General features: G+C 44.0%; 15 protein-coding genes. 9 read left to right on the top strand and 6 right to left on the bottom strand.

Features of this window, described 5'->3' with window-relative positions:
- The first annotated feature begins 135 nt into the window (after positions 1-135).
- The 3 genes from M5E07_RS00090 to M5E07_RS00100 all read left to right on the top strand — a co-directional run bounded on the left by M5E07_RS00090 (position 136) and on the right by M5E07_RS00100 (position 3,946).
- Entirely contained in the window at positions 136-1,497 is a 1,362-nt protein-coding gene (locus M5E07_RS00090; RefSeq protein WP_252220838.1) for an MFS transporter, read from the top strand.
- A 364-nt stretch (positions 1,498-1,861) separates the two neighbouring features.
- Entirely contained in the window at positions 1,862-3,022 is a 1,161-nt protein-coding gene (locus M5E07_RS00095; RefSeq protein ID WP_252220841.1) for a PQQ-dependent sugar dehydrogenase, read from the top strand.
- 195 nt (positions 3,023-3,217) lie between these two features.
- The gene (locus M5E07_RS00100; protein WP_434087789.1) at positions 3,218-3,946 is read left to right on the top strand and encodes a sulfite exporter TauE/SafE family protein; all 729 of its coding nucleotides are present in this window, start codon (positions 3,218-3,220) and stop codon (positions 3,944-3,946) included.
- Here M5E07_RS00100 and M5E07_RS00105 read toward each other — a convergent pair.
- The 4 genes from M5E07_RS00105 to M5E07_RS00120 form a co-directional block, all read right to left on the bottom strand.
- Positions 3,943-4,851: a LysR family transcriptional regulator gene (locus M5E07_RS00105; protein ID WP_252223628.1), complete on the bottom strand. Its 909-nt coding sequence runs from the start codon at positions 4,849-4,851 to the stop codon at positions 3,943-3,945. The genes M5E07_RS00100 and M5E07_RS00105 overlap by 4 nt on opposite strands.
- A gap of 119 nt (positions 4,852-4,970) precedes the next feature.
- On the bottom strand, positions 4,971-6,275 hold the full coding sequence (locus tag M5E07_RS00110) for a solute carrier family 23 protein (RefSeq protein WP_116762226.1): 1,305 nt from the start codon (positions 6,273-6,275) through the stop codon (positions 4,971-4,973).
- Between the two features lie 370 nt (positions 6,276-6,645).
- Positions 6,646-9,336 carry a phosphoenolpyruvate carboxylase gene (gene ppc / locus M5E07_RS00115; protein ID WP_252220843.1) on the bottom strand — a complete coding sequence of 897 codons (2,691 nt, stop codon included), beginning with the start codon at positions 9,334-9,336 and terminating at the stop codon, positions 6,646-6,648.
- 146 nt (positions 9,337-9,482) lie between these two features.
- Positions 9,483-10,106 (bottom strand): TetR/AcrR family transcriptional regulator, encoded by a 624-nt coding sequence (locus tag M5E07_RS00120; protein ID WP_116762239.1) that lies wholly within the window; start codon positions 10,104-10,106, stop codon positions 9,483-9,485.
- Between the two features lie 145 nt (positions 10,107-10,251).
- Between M5E07_RS00120 and M5E07_RS00125 the strand changes: the two genes are divergently transcribed.
- From M5E07_RS00125 to dnaJ, 4 genes are all read left to right on the top strand, one after another.
- Complete coding sequence (locus M5E07_RS00125; RefSeq protein WP_252220850.1) at positions 10,252-11,370, top strand: efflux RND transporter periplasmic adaptor subunit; 1,119 nt, start codon at positions 10,252-10,254, stop codon at positions 11,368-11,370.
- A complete protein-coding gene (locus tag M5E07_RS00130; protein ID WP_252220852.1) occupies positions 11,370-14,492 on the top strand; it encodes an efflux RND transporter permease subunit in 3,123 nt (1,040 codons plus the stop codon). Before M5E07_RS00125 ends, M5E07_RS00130 begins: the two co-directional genes overlap by 1 nt.
- A gap of 141 nt (positions 14,493-14,633) precedes the next feature.
- Complete coding sequence (locus M5E07_RS00135) at positions 14,634-15,008, top strand: hypothetical protein (RefSeq protein WP_116762217.1); 375 nt, start codon at positions 14,634-14,636, stop codon at positions 15,006-15,008.
- Between the two features lie 106 nt (positions 15,009-15,114).
- Positions 15,115-16,221 carry a molecular chaperone DnaJ gene (gene dnaJ / locus M5E07_RS00140; protein ID WP_116762215.1) on the top strand — a complete coding sequence of 369 codons (1,107 nt, stop codon included), beginning with the start codon at positions 15,115-15,117 and terminating at the stop codon, positions 16,219-16,221.
- Between the two features lie 52 nt (positions 16,222-16,273).
- Here the strand turns inward: dnaJ and M5E07_RS00145 are convergent, their stop codons facing one another.
- Positions 16,274-16,528: a hypothetical protein gene (locus M5E07_RS00145; RefSeq protein ID WP_252220854.1), complete on the bottom strand. Its 255-nt coding sequence runs from the start codon at positions 16,526-16,528 to the stop codon at positions 16,274-16,276.
- Between the two features lie 292 nt (positions 16,529-16,820).
- On the opposite strand from M5E07_RS00145, the gene dapB reads away from it, so the two are divergent.
- Together dapB and M5E07_RS00155 are read left to right on the top strand one after the other, a co-directional pair.
- Positions 16,821-17,642, top strand: coding sequence for a 4-hydroxy-tetrahydrodipicolinate reductase (gene dapB / locus M5E07_RS00150; RefSeq protein ID WP_116762210.1), 822 nt, complete (start codon positions 16,821-16,823; stop codon positions 17,640-17,642).
- 58 nt (positions 17,643-17,700) lie between these two features.
- Positions 17,701-18,345, top strand: a complete 645-nt coding sequence (locus M5E07_RS00155; RefSeq protein ID WP_252220856.1) for an START domain-containing protein — start codon at positions 17,701-17,703, stop codon at positions 18,343-18,345.
- 28 nt (positions 18,346-18,373) lie between these two features.
- Here the strand turns inward: M5E07_RS00155 and M5E07_RS00160 are convergent, their stop codons facing one another.
- Complete coding sequence (locus M5E07_RS00160) at positions 18,374-19,573, bottom strand: MFS transporter (RefSeq protein WP_252220858.1); 1,200 nt, start codon at positions 19,571-19,573, stop codon at positions 18,374-18,376.
- Between the last annotated feature and the right edge of the window lie 3 nt (positions 19,574-19,576).

A 19,576-nucleotide genomic window follows, 5' to 3' on the forward strand; every position in this document is an offset into this window, starting at 1 on the left:
ACTGATGAAATGTTCCATTTGATAGGTTAAATACCTTATAGGTATATTTTTATACCCTTGAGGTTTTAGACAAAAAATGAACCGCTATTCATTGTATGTTGACAATAAAAATCTCACAATTGGAGGTGAGTAGAAATGACAGCGACAACAATGAATGTAAATGCTGTAATTGATCAGGCTAAATTTAAACCTTTTCATTTAACGGTTGTTTTGTGGTGTTTATTTGTAGTTTTGTTTGATGGTTATGATTTGGCGATTAATGGCGTTGCCTTACCTTTATTAATGAAAGAGTGGGGAATGACTGCAGTACAAGCGGGAATGCTAGCCAGTACAGCTTTGGCAGGCATGATGTTTGGTGCCATGTTATTTGGTATGTTGGCCGATAAAATTGGTCGTAAAAAAGTCATTATTATCTGTGTCACATTGTTTAGTAGTTTTACTTTTGCGGGTGGTTTCGCATCTAACCCAACTGAATTTGGTATTTTACGTTTTATCGCGGGTTTAGGGATTGGTGGCGTTTTACCTAACTTGGTGGCACTCACTTCAGAATATGCACCACAAAAATTTCGTAGTACTTTGGTGACGGCTATGTTTAGCGGTTATGCGATGGGTGGGATTATGGCAGCATTATTGGGTGCTGCATTTACGCCAAGCTTTGGTTGGCAAATTATGTTCTTCATTGCAGGTATCCCGCTTTTATTTGTGCCAATTTTATGGAAATTCTTACCTGAATCAGTCACTTTTTTGGTCAAGGCTCAGCAAACGGAAAAAGCACGCGATATTATTCAACGTCTTGTACCTGCGGAAACAGTAACTTCAAATACAGTTTTAGTGCTCAATGAAGCTAAAGTTCCAGATGCTTCTGTCTCAGCGCTATTTAAAAATGGCCGTGCCATGGGAACTATTTTATTCTGGAGCTGTTTCTTCATGTGTTTGCTGATGGTTTATGCCTTAGGTAGCTGGTTACCAAAACTCATGATGGCTGCGGGTTATTCATTGGGTAGTAGCTTAATGTTCCTGCTTTCTTTGAACATTGGTGCAGTTATTGGTACAGCGGGTGGCGGTATTCTTGCCGATCGCTTCCATTTAAAACCAGTGATTATCAGTATGCTGATTGTGGGGGCATTGGCGCTTGTTGGTTTAGGTTTTAATTCTCCACAACCTGTGATTTATTTATTGGTGGCATTGGCAGGTGCAGCTTCGATTGGCTGTAGTATTTTGCTGTATAGCTATGTCGCGCAATATTACCCATTGGCAGTTCGTTCTACGGGTTTAGGATGGGCATCTGGTATTGGTCGTGTCGGAGCCATTGTAGGTCCAATCGTGATTGGTATGTTATTAGGAATGGAACTTCCGCATAAAATGAACTTCATTGCGGTTGCGATTCCTGCAATTATTGCGGCTTTTGCGGTTTCTTTTATTAAAACTAATCAAGCAGAAGAAGTGGCTGAAGTGCCTACAACATCTCAAGCGACCAAACAAAGATCCTATAGTTAAGGTGTTGATGTCGATAAGAGCCTCTTGATGAGGCTCTTTTTATTGAGATATAGACATGATACAAATAAAAAAGCCCCGATATCCTATCGAGGCTTTTTCGTATTTCATGAAAGGTAAAACTCCTGTAATACCTCAACGTCCTATTGTCGTCTCTTTATTGTTATTCTAAGGAACATCCTGTTCCTGTATGAGTTCAATGTACCCTGAAATCGGATTTGGGTATAGGCGTCTTTGCTGCATTCCTTGTACGCTTTGGCTGACATAGATTCAATCTTAGATAGATTTGAAAGCTACATATTCACTCTGTTTATCGGAAGAGGGTTTGGTTAGATTGAATAGAAATAAGACCTGTAGTGAGGGCATAATGAACTATTCAAAGTACGGTTTGCTTTTGTGGCTCGGATTCCTTAGTTCGGTGTCTATTTTAGCCTGTCATGCACAAGATAAGGCAGCAGATGAACCAAATTCGCAAGCCGCCAAAGCCACGCTTTCTCAGCCCTATAAAATCAGAAAAATGGGGGAGTTTAATGAACCTTGGGCGATAGCCGTGTTGCCCGATCAGCACTTATTAATTACCGAAAAAGCAGGAAAGCTGTTTGTGTTTAATCCCAAAACACAGCAAAAAATAGCTGTAGAGGGAGTTCCGCAGGTTGCCTATGGTGGTCAAGGCGGTTTGGGTGACGTGGTGCTGCATCCAGATTTTAAACAGAATCATATCATTTATTTCAGTTATGCCGAACAAGGTAAAGGTGGCTATGGTGCAGTAGTTGTGCGTGCAGTTTTAGATGAGCAACTACCCAATCAACCACGATTAATCGACTTGCAGCCGATTTGGCGACAAGTGCCCAAAGTTTCAGGACAAGGTCATTATGCACATCGCTTGGCTTTTGATTCAGCAGGAAAATTATGGATTAGTTCAGGCGAACGACAGAAGTTTCAACCTGCGCAAGATATGCAGAGCAATTTGGGTAAAATTCTGCGCTTGAATGAAGATGGTTCACCAGCAGCAGGGAATCCATTTATGGCTCAAGGTCCGATTGCGGCACAAATTTGGAGCCTAGGTCATCGAAACCCTTTGGGGATGGCTTTCGATGCACAAGGGCAGCTTTGGGTTGCTGAAATGGGACCTCGTGGTGGCGATGAGTTCAACCGTATTCGCAAATCTGCAAATTATGGTTACCCAATTGTGTCGAATGGGGATCATTATAGCGGACGTGATATTCCTGATCATACGACTCGTCCAGAGTTTCAAGCCCCTGAAATTAGTTGGACCCCAGTCATTTCTCCATCGAGTTTAATCTTCTATCGAGGTTCTGAATTCCCGAAATGGACCAATAAAGCATTGATTGGTGGACTGTCTTCACAGGCGATTATTGTAGTAGATACGCAAACTGTGCCTGTACAGGAAGTGCAACGTTTAGCCATGAAACAGCGAATTCGTGGTTTGGTTGAAACACAGGATGGTTCAATTTGGGGAATAGAAGATGGTAAAAATGCGGCTTTGTTTCAACTAACGGCACCTTAATGGTCATGATTTCAGATCATAACCGTGTGGTTGAGAAGTCTGAGGCTGTTTGCTGTTTTTGTTTCAAAATAAGGTTTGTATCATGAGATCCTCGGATGATGCCTCAAGCAAAAATTGAGGTTGACTTCAAAAAAGCCTGATTTTTCTTTGTACTGAAGTGACTTAGCATCGCACTACGATCATTTGAGGAAGAGCATGGTGCTGAGTTTTATTGTGGTGGTTTTTCTGCTGGCAGGGATGGTGAAAGGCATGATTGGTTTAGGTTTGCCTGCCGTATCGATGGGGCTATTGACCATGTTGATTAGTCCTTATCAAGCGGCAGCATTGTTGATCGTCCCTTCCATGGCCACCAATATTTGGCAGTTATTTGCTGAAGGGCAGGTATTGCGGGTTTTGGCTCGGTTCTGGACACTTTTGCTGGGGATTATTGTTGGTTCAATTTGGAGTGTTTTCCCTCGCTTAGGTCAAAGTGAATTTAACAGTGAAGCACTTTTAGGCGCTATGTTATTGCTGTATGGCGTATATGGTTTAGCTGCAAAACAAATCCCGAACTTGTCTCGCTATGCTGGAATCTTATCTCCATTAATAGGCTATTTGGGCGGGGCATTGACTGTGGCGACGGGTGTCGTGGTCATTCCTGTAGTGCCTTATTTGCAGTCTCTACATTTACAGCGTGATGATCTGGTCCAGTCTTTGGGCATGGCATTTACCGTTTCGACCATGTGCTTGGCCATCTTTTTGCAGCAAAATCCTGTGGCCCACCTCGAGATTGATTATCTATGGTCTGTTCTGGCATTGATTCCTGCCTTACTCGGGATGTGGTTGGGCACGCGGATACGCTATAAAATTGCAGAGCAGAAATTTCGCAAAGTCTTTTTCTATGGTTTGATTACCTTGGGTGGGTATATGCTACTTAGTCATTAATTGTGTTGGTTAAGCTGAGGACCTTGTTGAATTAAATATTGGCTAAAATGTTGATAATCTAAACTTAAGGTATCAAAGTTTTGTGCAGCCAACAGTAACTTTCGGTTTGCCCATGCACCTTTTAATTGAATCTGCTGAAATGAATATAGCTGTTGTAAGCGTTGAGCAGCTCGCTTCGGGATGATGGCAATGCCAACGCCATTGGCAACGACCTGTGCAATTGCACCAAAATTAGGAAGACGAAGGCGATATTGAATGCTATAGCCCAGTAATTTGGCTTGTGCTTCAATCGATTGCTGTAAAGAGTGATATTGCATTAACCCGACAAAGGCATGCTCTAAAGTATCGACCAAGGTTAATGCAGAATGCTGTGTTAAAGGATGCTGGCGTGGACAAATCAATACCAGAGGATCGTCTGCAAACGCTAAGGTTTGTAGGGTTTGGGCATTAAAAAAATTCGAAATTAAGCCCAGTTGTGCGCTACCTTTGCTTAAAGCTTGAATAATGTCATTGGATTCTGCTTCTTGTAGTTCAATCTGTAAATGTGGGTTTTCCGTAAGGTAAGATGGCAGCACCAAGGGTAAATATTCACTCTGTGCTGAAGAATTACACCACAGGGTCATGCTGCGATGTTGTCGTTGAGAAAAAGGCTGCATTTCCTGTTCAAGTTGCTGATGTTGTTGAATTAAAGTTTGGGCATGTTGATTAAACATTTGACCTGCCAACGTGAGTTTGACGCCAGTGGCATGACGGGTAAACAGTGAGACTGAGAACTGTTGTTCGAGTTTTTTAATCCGCTCACTTGCCGCTTGTAAGGAAATTGCAGAACGTTCTGCCCCTTTGGTGAGGCTGCCTGTTTCGACAATATTCAGGAATAACGTTAAGTCAAAAAAGTCGAGGCGCATAGCCATAAATTCATCTTGTATTGAGTTTTCCATCTTAAAAATATGATACTCAAGACGCAATGTTAAAGCCTGAAAATATAAAAAAAGCAGCCCGTAGGCTGCTATAAATGGAGCAATATTTATTCGCTTTGATCTTTTAAGCTGAAGAACCAGTTTAAAACCAAGGCTGCGAAGGTAGCCGTTCCAATGCCACCCAAATTGAAATTGCCGAACTGCAAGGCAAAATCGCCTGTACCTAAAATAATGGTCACTGCTGCAACCATCAGGTTTTTATTTTTAGAAAAATCGACTTTGTTTTCAATCCAGATTTTGGCACCCGCAATGGTAATTAAACCAAAGACCACAATGGAAGCACCTGTGAGGATTGCCGTTGGAATGGTGTGAATAATGGCGCCAAACTTTGGCGATAGCCCCAAGAAAATGGCAAACACACCTGCAATGACAAAGACGATAGTCGAGTAAACGCGCGTAACTGCCATCACCCCAATGTTTTCGCCATAGGTGGTCATACCTGGTGCACCAACACCGCCAGAAAGTGTCGTTGCAACACCATCTGCCAAGAAGGCTTTACCAATTTGCGGGTCTAAGTTTTCACCCGTCATGGCACTCACTGCTTTAATATGCCCCAAATTTTCAGCCACTAAAATTAAAGCCACTGGAGCAATAATTAACATGGCATTCACATCAAACTGTGGCGAATGGAATGTTGGAAAGCCAAACCACGCTGCTTGTTGAATTGGGGTAAAATTAATAGGTGTACCGTATCCCATGACATTCGAAACGATGAAATAGAGGAGATACGCCAGTAATAAGCCGATTAAGAGCAGTAAGCGTTGCAACAAGCCTTTGGTGAAGACCGCGATAGATCCCATACAAAGCACTGTCACCAGTGCCATCCACATATTAAAGGGATTGCCCGCCACGCCTTTCACCGTCACAGGGGCCAGATTTAAACCAATAATCATTACCACAGCACCAGTTACGACAGGTGGCATGAGCTTTTCAATCCATTGGGTACCCGTTGCCATGACCATGAGACCAAACAGGGCATACAACACACCACATGCCATAATCCCGCCAGCGGCTACGGCTAAATTGGCATTGGGTGCACCCGTTCCTGAGGCCGCATAACCCGTTGCAGCAATGACCACGCCAATAAAAGCAAAGCTTGAGCCGAGATAACTTGGAACACGTCCACCCGTCATGAAAAAGAACAGAATGGTACAGATGCCCGACATGAAGATTGCGAGATTGGGGTCAAAACCCATCAAAAATGGGGCAAGAACTGTCGCACCAAACATGGCAAAGGCATGCTGAATGCCCAGCACAGCACTCTGAACAGGCGGAAGATATTCATTTGTTCCGACAGGACGTGTCTCGACATTGCCTGAATAAGGGCGCCATTGGGGAAACCAATTGGACATAAATTGATCGCTTTAGAAATAAATTGTGCACATCATACTCTTTCTTTTCGAGTGATTTAATCATTGATTTTTAATTTTAGATTAATTAGAAGTCTGATTTATAATAATTTTATACCAAGTGGTAAAATTTTATAATTTTTAAATTAGCAATAAATCAATATATTATTCTATAAATTATAGTCGATAAATCCAATTTATCTGTATTGCTCAGCAATAAATTTTTTTTATCAATCTTTCAAATTTTTTTTAACAATGCAAAAAAACTGCTGAAAATTGAATGTAGCAAGAACTATTTTGCCAATCGATGCAAAATCAAATGCCGTATTGGCAACACCGAAAAACTTCGGGTTGCCAATCGTAGACGCATACATCAACCCGTATTACGTAAACCTGCGGCAATGCCGGCAATACTGACCATTAAGGCATGATCGACAGGGGTATGTTCAGCCTGACGTTCAGCCAGATATAAACGACGTCGTTTCATGAGTTCTGCTTGCAGCAAATGTAAAGGCAGTAAGTAGGGTTTACGTACCCGCATCGACTGATCCAGCACTTCATTGCTACTGAGCAGTTTCGATTCATCTTTTAAGGTGAGTAGAGTTTCAACCGCGTCTTGTAGACGTTGGCGTAATGTTGTGCCTAGGGCTTTTAAGTCCTCATCTTGGGTCAGGTGGGTTTCATAGTATAAAGCCACATGTCCATCGGCTTTGGACAAGACCATTTCCAACATATCAATCAAGGTTTGGAAATAAGGCCATTGCTGCAACATTTCTTCTAAGGTCGCTTTATGTCCTTGTTCAATCACTTGGTTAATCGCTGCACCTGTGCCTAACCAAGCAGGGAGCATTAAGCGAATTTGTGTCCAAGCAAACACCCAAGGAATGGCACGTAAGGATTCAATCCCGCCACTGACTTTACGTTTGGCTGGGCGTGAACCCAAAGGTAACATTTGCAGTTCCAGTTCAGGCGTGACCGTTCTTAAATATTTCACAAAGTGTGGATTTTCACGTACCGTTTGACGGTAAACCTGTACCGAAAGATCGGTCATGCGATGCATGAGTTCACGCCATTCGGCTTTCGGCTCTGGAGGTGGAAGTAAGGTTGCTTCCAGTGTTGCTGCGGTATAAATTTCCAGATTTTGTAGGGCAATGCCTTCCAGTCCGAATTTAAAGCGGATCATTTCACCTTGTTCGGTGACGCGAATAGCACCAGAAATGGAACCCGGAGGCTGAGAAAATAGCGCCTGTTGGGTTGGAGCACCACCACGGCTGATAGAACCACCACGACCATGAAACAGGGTCAGTTGTACCGCATGTTGTTTAGCAATCGCCGTCAACTCTTCTTGCGCACGGTATTGCGCCCAGTTGGCAGACATAAAGCCAGCATCTTTGGCCGAGTCTGAATAACCAATCATGACTTCATGTTTGCCCTGAATATGCTGTTTGTACCAATGCATATTAAACAGGGTTTGCATGGTGTGTGCCGCACCATCCAAGTCTTTCAAAGTTTCAAATAGGGGAACTACACGTAAAGGTTGTTGAATGCCGGCTTCTTTTTGTAAGAGTAAGACAGCAAGCACATCACTTGGATATTCCGCCATGGAAATAATATAGGCGCCCAAGCTTTCCGCAGGCTGTTCAGCTAAGGTTCGCATGGTGGCAAACACTTCTTGCACATCGGGATGCAGAATCAGGCTTTGCTCAGGTTCATTTAAATGCTTTGGCAATAACGGGCGCTTGCTCTGTAATTCTTGCAATAGAAAGTTTTGACGGGCTTGTTCCGTCCATGTTTCAAAATTGCCTAAACCCAAATATTCGGTAATGGCGGAAATGGCTTGGCGATGACGTCCTGATTCCTGACGAATATCCAACTTTAATAATTCGATCCCAAAGCAATTGACCCGATGGATAAAGTCCAATAATTTTCCATTGGCAATTTCAGGCAGGTTGCATGAGATTAAAGAGCGATAGCACAGTAATAAAGGCTGTAACAGTTCCTGTTTGCTTTTGATGACGCGACTGTCATCCAAGACCTGATCTTGCCCCTGTAGTTTATGTGCCAACCATTCACGCGTGATTTTTAAGCGTTCGCGAGTGTCACGTAAATATTCACGATAAGGTTCAGGATGAGGTGCACCCAAAGCCTGCATTAACTCATTGCTACAGTTTTGAATCGACAATTCCCAACGCAGGTCTTCAATATCACGTAAATATAAATCGGCTGCTTTCCAGCGTGACAACCACAGCACTTCTTGGGTCACATTGTGGGTTACATTCGGGTTGCCATCACGGTCACCACCCATCCAAGAAGCAAAACGCACAGGAGCCACATGTAGCGGTAAACGTTGTCCACAATGTTCTTCTACCATCCCATCCAGTTCACGCATGAACTTGGGTACTGCATTCCACAAGGTTTGTTCAATGGTGGTGAAGCCCCATTTGGCTTCATCGATAGGGGTCGGACGATGTTGACGAATTTCATCGGTTTGCCATGCGGAACAGATCAGTTGTTTTAAGTCATCTAATACCGCTTGGCGTTCACGCGGGGTAAGTTTTTGCTGATCAAATTTAAATAAACAGTCATTAATGCCATCATATTTTTGAATGAGGGTGCGTCGGCTCACTTCTGTCGGGTGTGCAGTCAACACCAGTTCAATTTTAAGTTCACACAGTTGTTGATAGAGCTGTTCTGCTGAGACTTGATGGGTTTTAAATTTTTGGAACAGATGATCGAGTGGATTCGGTGATTCAGCTTCAGGATCAAATTCACTTTGGCGACGGCTACGTACTACATGGTATTGTTCGGCGATATTGGCAAAGTTCAAAAAGTGCGTAAAGGCACGGGTAAGCGGAAGAATCTCATCATCTTCTAGGCTGAGAAAGAGCTGCTCTAGTTTTTTTTCCGCTTCAACTTGTCCATCACGTGCACCTTTGGCAAGTGCCCGAATCTGTTCTATCTGATTAAACAAATCTTGCCCGGCATGTTGTTTTAGGGTTTCCCCTAATAAATTACCCAGTAACCGTACGTCTTCGCGTAGTGGAGCATCAATTTGTTGAATCATTTTCCATTCTCCAGTTCTTATTCTTTTTGACTATACCCCGATTTAATTGAATGCCAAGTAGCAGGGCTACAAAAGTCGCAAGCTTTTGTTGATAAAACTAGCAATTGAATAATGGAATGAAGCTGAGGGGACAATCAAAATGGGCGCTAGGCATTCGGTCCATACTTCAGCATGAATATCTCGATACTTTGTTGGATGATTTCCTGCTGTTGTTGAGGGGTTGGAATCGCACGTACACCCAGTAAAATTTCTAAATGACGTAGTCCGAGCAGTAAGGACAGTAGCAATAGGCGTTGCTGTTCCACATCAGCGGCTTGAATAAAACCCAAGGTGGCAGCTTGCTGAAAAAAATCTTCCCAACCATCACACATTTTTTGATGAGACGCATTATAAAACTGCAACGCCAAGGGGTTTTGTTCGGCGGCCAGTTCAATCAGCAAATGTTCCAGTTTCACTGCTTCGGGTAAGTACACAATGTTCAAGGCGATTTGGCAGGCTTGAGCAAAAGCCTCAACAAAATTGCTGTCTGCCTGCAATTCAAAAGGACGTGTGGCCATTAAACTTTCGCAGGTGAGTTCAATCGCGCAGGTAAATAGACTGGCTTTGTCTTGAAAATGATTATAAATCGTGAGTTTAGTGACCCCAGCTTCTTGGGCAATTTGATTCATGCTCGAACCATGATAGCCCTGTTTTAGGAACAGGTTTCTGGCAGCCAGCAGAATTTGCTTATGCTTTTCTAAATCTTTGGGCCGACCGACATTCATTTGCACAAATTTTTCCACTTTCGCTTAATTAAGTCATTTACTTCAAACAGGGCTTTTAATTAATGTACCGCGTGGTATATTAATTCAAATTTGTTCAAAGAACAGCATAGTATTTTGCCCTAAAAATGACATTTAGATAAGAGCACAACGCATGAACCCTGCCAAGACCTTAATTGCCAGTCTGATAATTTTATCCAGTTTGATCCTTTGGGGCTGTAGTCGAGAACCGGCTACAACGGAACAAGTCCCCTTAGTCATGGTGGCACAACCATCTACCTCTTTAACTGAACAAAAAAGTTACGCGGGTGAAGTTAAAGCGCGACAACAAACGGATTTGGCATTTCGGGTGTCTGGGCAGGTCATACAACGTTTTGTCGATGTTGGTGATCAAGTTCGAGTCGGGCAGGTTCTGGCAAAACTGGATGTGAAAGATGCTCAATTACAATTGAATGCTTCCCGTGCGCAATTGGAAAGTGCTCAGTCCGCAGCGAAAGTGGCAGAACAGGAGCTGACACGTTTTAAGCAATTATTGCCGATGAACGCTGTGAGCCGTTCACAATACGATGCGATAAATAATCAGTATCAAGCTGCATTGGCCAGTCTGAAACAGGCGCAATCCAACCATGAAGTTAGTCAAAACCAGACCCGTTATAACCAACTCGTTGCAGACAAAAGTGGCGTGATTACCGCACGTAATATTGAAGTGGGGCAAGTGGTTGCAGCAGGGCAAGCGGCTTATCAATTGGCGATTTCGGGTGAGCGTGAAGTGCTCATTGGCGTGCCTGAGCAAGCCATTAATGACATCCGTATTGGGCAGGAAGCATGGGTGACTTTATGGTCAAAACCGCAGGATAAATTTGCGGGTTATGTCCGTGAAATTTCCCCTGCGGCAGATCAGTCACGCACCTTTAGCGTAAAAGTTGCCTTAAAGACTCAGAGTCAAGATATTCAATTGGGGCAAAGTGCAAGGGTATTTTTTAGTACTTTGCAGCACAATATCTTAAGTGTGCCCTTATCCAGTGTCTCGGCGTATGAACAACAGGCCTTTGTGTGGGTAGTTTATCCAGATTCGCGAATCCATAAAGTATCAGTCACCTTAGGGGCTTATGGGCGCGATACAGTGTCTGTACTGTCAGGATTAAAACCAGAAGATTATGTGGTGGTTGGGGGGGTACATCTGCTGCATGAGCAACAAAAAATTCGTCCGATTGATCGAGAAAACCGCGTTGTAGCCTTGTCTACCGCGCAGCAACCGACAGGAGCAAAATAATGAATTTTAACCTGTCGGAATGGGCACTGAAAAACAAAGGCTTGGTTCTGTATTTCATGATCTTGCTGGGCATCGTCGGCATGGTGTCTTATTCCAAATTGTCTCAAAGCGAAGATCCGCCGTTTACCTTTAAAGTCATGGTGGTACAAACCTATTGGCCGGGTGCAACAGCGAAGCAAGTATCGCTACAAGTGACTGATCGCATTGAAAAAGAACTCATGAGCACAGGCAATTATGAGCGCATTATGGCGTACTCCCGTCCAGGGGAGTCGTTGGTAACTTTTTTTGCGAAGGATTCGTTGCGCTCTGCACAAATTCCTGATGTCTGGTATGACGTACGTAAAAAGGTCAATGATATTCGGCACGAACTGCCAAGTGATGTGCAAGGCCCTTTTTTTAATGATGAATTTGGCGACACTTTCGGCAACATTTATGTGTTGACAGGAAAGGGCTTTGATTATGCCATTTTGAAAGAATATGCCGACCGCTTACAACTGCAATTACAGCGGGTTCAAGATGTTGGTAAGGTGGATTTAATTGGGCTGCAAGATCAGAAAATCTGGATAGATTTATCCAACACCAAAGCCACGCAACTGGGTATTCCAATTACTGCCATTCAACAGGCTTTGCAGCAACAAAATACCATGGCTAGCGCAGGTTATTTTGAAACCCAGACCGACCGCATTCAAATTCGCGTGAGCGGTCAGTTGCATGACGTTGAAGACCTGAAAAAAATGCCATTGCTGGTGAATGGTCAAACCATTCAACTGGGTGATGTGGCAGAGGTTTACCGTGGCTTTAGTGAACCTGCCCAGCCACGCATGCGTTTTATGGGCGAAAATGGTATTGGTATTGCGGTTTCGATGCGCAAGGGGGGCGATATTTTGGCTTTGGGTGAAAACTTACAAGCCGAGTTTGCAACCTTACAGAAAAGCCTACCTTTGGGAATGCAGCTACAAAAAGTCTCTGATCAGCCTGTCGCGGTTGAACGCAGCGTACATGAATTTATGAAAGTCTTGGCCGAGGCCGTGATTATTGTGCTGTTGGTGAGTTTCTTTTCTTTGGGTTTTCGCACAGGCTTGGTGGTGGCATTTTCCATTCCACTGGTACTGGCCATGACCTTTGCGGGCATGAATTTATTTGATGTAGGGCTGCATAAAATTTCCTTAGGGGCATTGATTTTAGCCCTCGGTTTGTTGGTCGATGATGCCATTATTGCCATAGAAATGATGGCGATTCGCATGGAGCAAGGCTATAGCCGTTTGCAAGCTGCGGGTTTTGCGTGGAAAACCACAGCATTTCCGATGCTGACGGGAACCTTAATTACCGCAGCAGGATTCTTGCCGATTGCCACAGCCGCTTCTAGCACTGGAGAATATACCCGTTCCATTTTTCAGGTGGTGACCATTGCGTTAATTGTGTCTTGGTTTGCTGCGGTGCTGTTTGTCCCTTATTTGGGGGATAAGTTATTGCCTGATTTTCAACAACAGCCAGTTCGAGCACCTTGGTATCAAAGGCTTTGGGCACGCTTTAGAAAACAACCTGAGCCACAGCCAGTCATGGCGCATGGCATAGAGCATGATCCCTATCAGACCCAGTTTTATCAGCGCTTTCGCACGTGGGTCAACTGGTGTGTGACCTATCGTAAAACCGTGATTGCAGCAACATTGGGCATGTTTGTGCTCTCCGTGTTGATGTTTAAATTGGTGCCACAACAATTTTTCCCATCGTCGAATCGTGCTGAAATTTTGGTGGATTTAAAACTTGAAGAAGGAGCATCCTTAAAAGCCACCGAAGCGGCAGTGAAAAAGGTCGAGCATTTCCTTTCGAAGCAACAGGGAATTGAAAACTATGTGGCTTATGTGGGCACAGGTTCGCCACGCTTCTATTTACCCTTAGATCAGCAATTACCCCAAGCCAGTTTTGCCCAGTTTGTGGTGCTGGCATCTTCTTTGGATGATCGCAACGACATTCGCAACTCTCTCGAGCAGCAGATTCGTCACTTATTGCCCGAAGTGCGGACACGGGTTTCCTTATTGGAAAATGGTCCGCCTGTAGGTTACCCAATCCAGTATCGTATTTCGGGGGAAGATCTCAATTCTGTTCGCCAATGGGCGCAAAAAGTTGCTGCCGTAGTGGGGACGAATCCGAATACCACCAATGTGCATTTAGATTGGGGTGAACCCAGCAAAATTATTCAATTGCAGATCGATCAAGACCGTGCCCGCCAAATGGGAATATCAAGTTTAGATTTAGCCAATTTTCTGAATAGTTCAATTCAGGGGGCGGTATTGCAGCCCTACCGTGAAAAGCGCGAGTTAATTGATATTCGTTTACGTGGTGATGAAGCGGAGCGCTTGAGCGTTGAATCACTGGCCAGTTTGGCAGTACCGACCACCCGAGGGACTTTTGTACCGCTGGCCCAGATTGCTAAAATTGAATACCGTTTTGAAGAGGGTTTGATTTGGCATCGTAATCGCTTACCGACCATTACCATACGCGCGGATATTCGTACCAAATTACAACCCGCAACAGTCGTGGCGGAATTGTCTGATGCCATGCAGCAAGTCCGTGCAGAATTACCTGCTGGCTATTTGTTAGAAGTCGGAGGAACAGTCGAAGAATCGGCTCGTGGGCAAAAGTCAGTGAATGCGGGTATGCCACTGTTCTTGGCTGTAGTCATGACCTTGCTGATGATTCAACTTAAAAGTATTTCCCGCGCCAGCATGGTCTTGCTCACGGCACCGCTTGGTTTAATTGGCGTAGTATTATTCTTGCTGTTGTTTAATAAGCCGTTTGGTTTTGTGGCGATGCTGGGCACGATTGCTCTTTCAGGCATGATTATGCGGAATTCCTTGATTTTGATTGATCAAATTGAACAAGACCGCGCAGCAGGACAAACCACTTGGGAGGCGATTATTGAAGCGACAGTACGCCGTTTTCGTCCAATTTTGTTAACTGCACTGGCCGCAGTTCTGGCCATGATTCCATTATCACGCAGTATTTTCTTTGGGCCGATGGCGGTGGCTATTATGGGTGGCTTAATAGTTGCGACTTTGCTCACACTATTCTTTTTGCCAGCGTTATATGCGCAATGGTTTAAGGTGAAAAAGACCGGTTAGTACAAAATATTTTAGTAATATCAGGTGCGAAAGTTTGAAAATTTCAATATAGTAGCACCTTATATTTTTATTAAATTTCAGTTTAGGAATTTTGCTACATATTAAAAAAATCACAGATGTAGTAATGAGGTTTAATCGCACATGAAGCAAGACAGTTTAACCAAGTATCGCCGCTCTATCGCGATTTCTTATGTCTTCATGTTTTTGGCATTATTTACCGTCATCAGCGGTATTTTTGCTTATTGGTTTGCCCGTAAAGTTACTCAAATGGACACTGAAGTCTGGTTACAAGCCCAAGCCTTTTGGGTCATGCGAAATATCATTATTTATACTGTACTCAGTTTATTTGCTGCACTGTGGTTTATTCCTTTATGTTTTTTCACTTGGAATAGTGCGCTTTGGGTTACGGGTTGTACCGTTGCAGGTGTGGTATTCGGACTGATTGCCTTTTTATATTTGCTGAATGCTTGGATTAAAGGGCTTTCTAAGTTTATAAAAAATAAAGCAGTTTTCTAAAATTTATCATTTTTTTAGCATTTTGCCCTTGTAAAATCACGCTTTGCCCCCAATTTCAGAGCATTATTCAGTATCAAATGAAATTCCGTGAGGAGCATCGCCAGCCATGGCTAAACGTGATTATTATGAGGTTTTAGGTGTCGCTAAAACCGCTAGTGATGATGAAATTAAAAAAGCCTACCGTAAGTTGGCGATGAAATATCATCCAGATCGTAACCCAGACAATCCTGAAGCTGAAGAAAAGTTTAAAGAAGCTTCTGAAGCGTATGAAATTCTTTCCGACGGCGAAAAGCGCAGCATGTACGACCGTATGGGACATGGTGCATTCGAAGGCGGCGGCGGTGGTGGTGGCTTCGGCGGTTTCAGTGCAGAAGACATTTTCAGCCAGTTTGGTGATATCTTCGGTGGTGCTTTTGGTGGTGGCGGTCGCGGTCAGCAGCGTCAGCGCCGTGGTTCCGACTTACGTTATGTCATGGAACTCACTTTAGAAGAAGCAGTAAAAGGGGTGAAAAAGACCATTACCTTTACTGCACCAGCACCATGTGAGAGTTGTGACGGTAAAGGTTCTAAAAACCCGAATGACGTTGAAACGTGTAAAACCTGTCATGGTGCAGGTCAAGTCCGTATGCAGCAAGGCTTCTTCTCGGTACAGCAAACCTGTGGTACCTGTCGTGGCCAAGGCAAGATTATTAAAAATCCTTGTCAGAAATGTCATGGTTCAGGTGTTTCTGACCGTCAGCAAACCCTAGAAGTGACGATTCCAGCTGGGGTAGACAATGGCGATCGCGTGCGTTTAAGCGGTAAAGGTGAAGCCATTCGTGATGGTCAATCTGGCGACTTATACGTAGAAGTTGTGGTACGTGAACACGAAATTTTCCAACGTGATGGTGCAGATCTGTATATGGATGTACCCGTAAGCATTGCTGATGCTGCTTTGGGTAAAGAGATCGAGATTCCAACGCTAGAAGGTCGTGTCAGTTTGAAAATTCCTGAAGGCACGCAAACTGGAAAAATGTTCCGTTTACGTGGCAAAGGGGTCAAACCTGTGCGTACCAGTATGCAGGGTGATTTACTCTGCCGTATTGTGGTGGAAACACCTGTGAACTTGACGGCGCGTCAACGCGAACTGTTGAAAGAACTTCAAGTGACTTTAGATGGTGAAGAAAATAACTCTTCTCCGAAGAAAAAATCATTCTTTGGTTTGTTTGACTAATTCAAACCAATAAAAAAAGGGCGTGTAAAACATGCCCTTTTTTTATGTCTGTTTATTGTGCGATGGGTGTATCAATCGCTTCAACACTCACCGTTTCTTCAACCGGTTGTTGCGTTGCACTCACGGATGCTTGAGAGGCATTCGTTGCCATACGTTCGGCAAGGCTTCCAGATTGACCGTTGACCGTGGTCATAATTTTAACCCCTGCCAAACTGTCAACACTGTCGCCAGATTGCGCAGCAGGTTCAGCATAAACATGAGCAGCAACGGTACACAGTAAAGCAACTATTATTTTTTTCGAATGCATAGAAAGTCTCCTGACAATTTTTATCTTGATGATTCGTGACGGCTAGTCTGCGTAAGCAAGATGTAAATTGTGTGAAAAATGAGAGGTTATACTTTCATTTTTAAGGATTTTTTTCGATATAAATGCATGTCACGATCTAATTCTTCACTATCTTGATGCGTTGAAATTGGGCAATCTGAAGTTTAAATCGATTCAATCAAGTTTTTTGCGAAAAATTTAGATTACAACTTAGTCGTGTTCCAGAGTTTTGCTATAGTAAAGGCAATTTTAAATTCGAGATTAGGAACGGATTATGTCTACAAGTCCACGTATTGGGGTATTGGGTGCAGGCGGTCGTATGGGTCGCATTCTGATTCAGGCGGTACAACAAGCGGGTTATCAACTGGCTGCTGCGGTTGAGCGACCAGAAAGTAGTTTAGTGGGTTCAGATGCAGGAGAGCTTGCAGGCATTGGTAACATTGGTGTGAAGATTGTAGGTAGTCTGCAAGAAATCTTACCTGTATGTGATGTGGTGATTGATTTTACCGCGCCTGTTGCCACCGAACAGCACTTGAAGCTTTGCCGTGAAGCGGGTGTCGCCATGGTCATTGGTACCACAGGCATGAATGATGAGCAAAAAGCATTTCTTGATGAAACATCCACTCATACGCCAGTCGTCTATGCAGCCAATTATTCTGTAGGCGTGAATGTATCGATTAAATTATTGGAACTGGCATCAAAAGTCTTTGGCGATACAGTCGATATTGAAATCATTGAAGCGCATCATCGCCATAAAGTCGATGCGCCATCGGGTACAGCTTTAATGATGGGTGAAGCCATTGCAGATGCATTAGGTCGCGACTTGAAACAAGATGCTGTGTATTGCCGTGAAGGCCATACTGGTCCACGTGAACGTCAAACCATTGGTTTTCAAACCATTCGTGGCGGAGACATTGTGGGTGAACACACTGCAATGTTTATTGGTGAAGGTGAGCGTGTAGAAATTACCCACAAAGCCACCAACCGCATGAATTTTGCTTCGGGTGCCGTTCGTGCCGCAGCATGGGTGGTTGGGCGTGAAGCACGCAAATATGACATGAAAGATGTACTCGGTTTTAACGATATTCAGGTGTAAAACACGGCCTGAATTTGCGAAAACATTTGCATAAAATTAAAATAAGAAGCTGAATTTAATGAAAATAAAACTGATCACTTGCTGTGCTGTAGCCTTATTGGCTACAGCACAGGCCAAGTCTATCGACAATGCCAAACTCAGTATTAACAAGCAAAATATTAAAGTTTGGACCTATCAAAACACTGCCAACCCTGTGGTGTTGTATAAAGCTGAAACCCATTTTGATGTGCCGATTGAAAAGGCCACTGCCCTGATTTTGGATGTGGAACAAGCACCCAAATGGGTGCCTTATATGGGCAGCGTCAAGGTATTGTCTCGTGATGACAGCAAAGGCGAGTTTCTGTTGTATATGGTGCTGGATTTTCCCTTTCCTTTAAAAGACCGAGATTTGGTGGTAAAGGGGAAGATGAGTAAAGATGCTCAAGGCATGATTCATATTCAAAACAAGGCTGTGAATCAAGGCTATCCGCTGAATCCCAACTATGTACGTTTAACCCGTTATGAAGGTGATTGGACCTTTCAGAAACTGGGGAAACAGAAAGTGAAAGTCTCGACCTATGGCTATGCCGATCCTGACGGCTCTATTCCGCTGAGCGCTGTGAATTTATTTGTTGAGCAGCAGCCGTATCAAATGTTGTTAAAAATGAAAGATGAATTGGCAAAACCGCGGAATTATACAGCTTTGCCAATCGCATTGCGCTAGTCAATATGATGTTTAAATTGACATGGATTTAGTGTTCAAGACATTGAGGCTCTATTTTCTGTATTTGGCTTTGTACAAGCTGTTTGTTCAGTAACATTTTTTGTAAGCCGACCAACAGCAAGGCTATACCACTTAATAGTGCACCGATCCATGCCACCGCCGTATAGCTGAGTCCAAAACTGAGTACGCTGGCACCTGCCAGTGCACCCAAGGCATTGCCTAAATTAAAGGCGCCAATATTGACCGAAGAGGCAAGTCCTGAGGCTTCATGCGCAACCGACATGACGCGCATTTGTAACGGTGGAACCACTGCAAATGCGGCTGCTCCCCAAAAGATTAATGCAATGGCTGCCCCAAAGGCGGTTTGCGCCAGTAGGGGAAACAGCAGCATCATGATGCTGAGTAGGCTGAGAAAACCTAATAGCGTCCGATCCAGTGAGCGATCTGCGAATTTGCCCCCTAGATGATTGCCAATCGAAAAGCCAATCCCGACCAGAACCAACATGAACGTAATCATGCTTGGTGTAGCTTGAGTGAAGTTTTGCAAACTGGGGGCAATATAGGTATACAGTGTGAACATTGCGCCTGAGCTCATGACCGTGGTCAATAAGGCCAAAACTACAGGTAAACGACAGAGTACCTTGAGTTCCTGCGCAATATTAGGCCGAGCACTGGCTTGACCTTCAGGAAGTGCTTTCCAGAGCGCAAGCATGGTGATTACCCCCAGTAGCGTGATGCCCAGAAAGGCAATGCGCCAACCAATATGTTGCCCCACCCAAGTGGCGAATGGAACACCACCAATATTGGCTAGGGTCAGCCCCATAAACATGGCCGCAACGGCACTGGCTTGTTTTTCTTTGGGTACCACACTGGCGGCGACCACAGAACCAATGCCAAAGAAAGCACCATGATTTAAGCTGGTCAAGATACGTGCCAGCATTAAGCTCGAATAACTGTGGGCAAAATAAGCCAGCAGGTTGCCTAGTGTGAAAATGACCATGAGCAGAATCAGGGCACGCCGTTTGGAATAGCGGCTAAACCACAGTGTCATCAGTGGAGCACCCAACATCACCCCAATGGCATAGGCACTGATGAGCATACCTGCTTGCGGAATAGAAATGCTCAGATCACGGGCAATTTCAGGTAAAAAGCCCATGGGGGAAAATTCAGTCGTTCCAATGGCAAAGGCGCCTATTGCCAGCGCCAATAACGGGTAATTCATTTTCATTTG

The sequence above is a fragment of the Acinetobacter tibetensis genome, assembly GCF_023824315.1.
GTDB classification, from domain to species: domain Bacteria; phylum Pseudomonadota; class Gammaproteobacteria; order Pseudomonadales; family Moraxellaceae; genus Acinetobacter; species Acinetobacter tibetensis.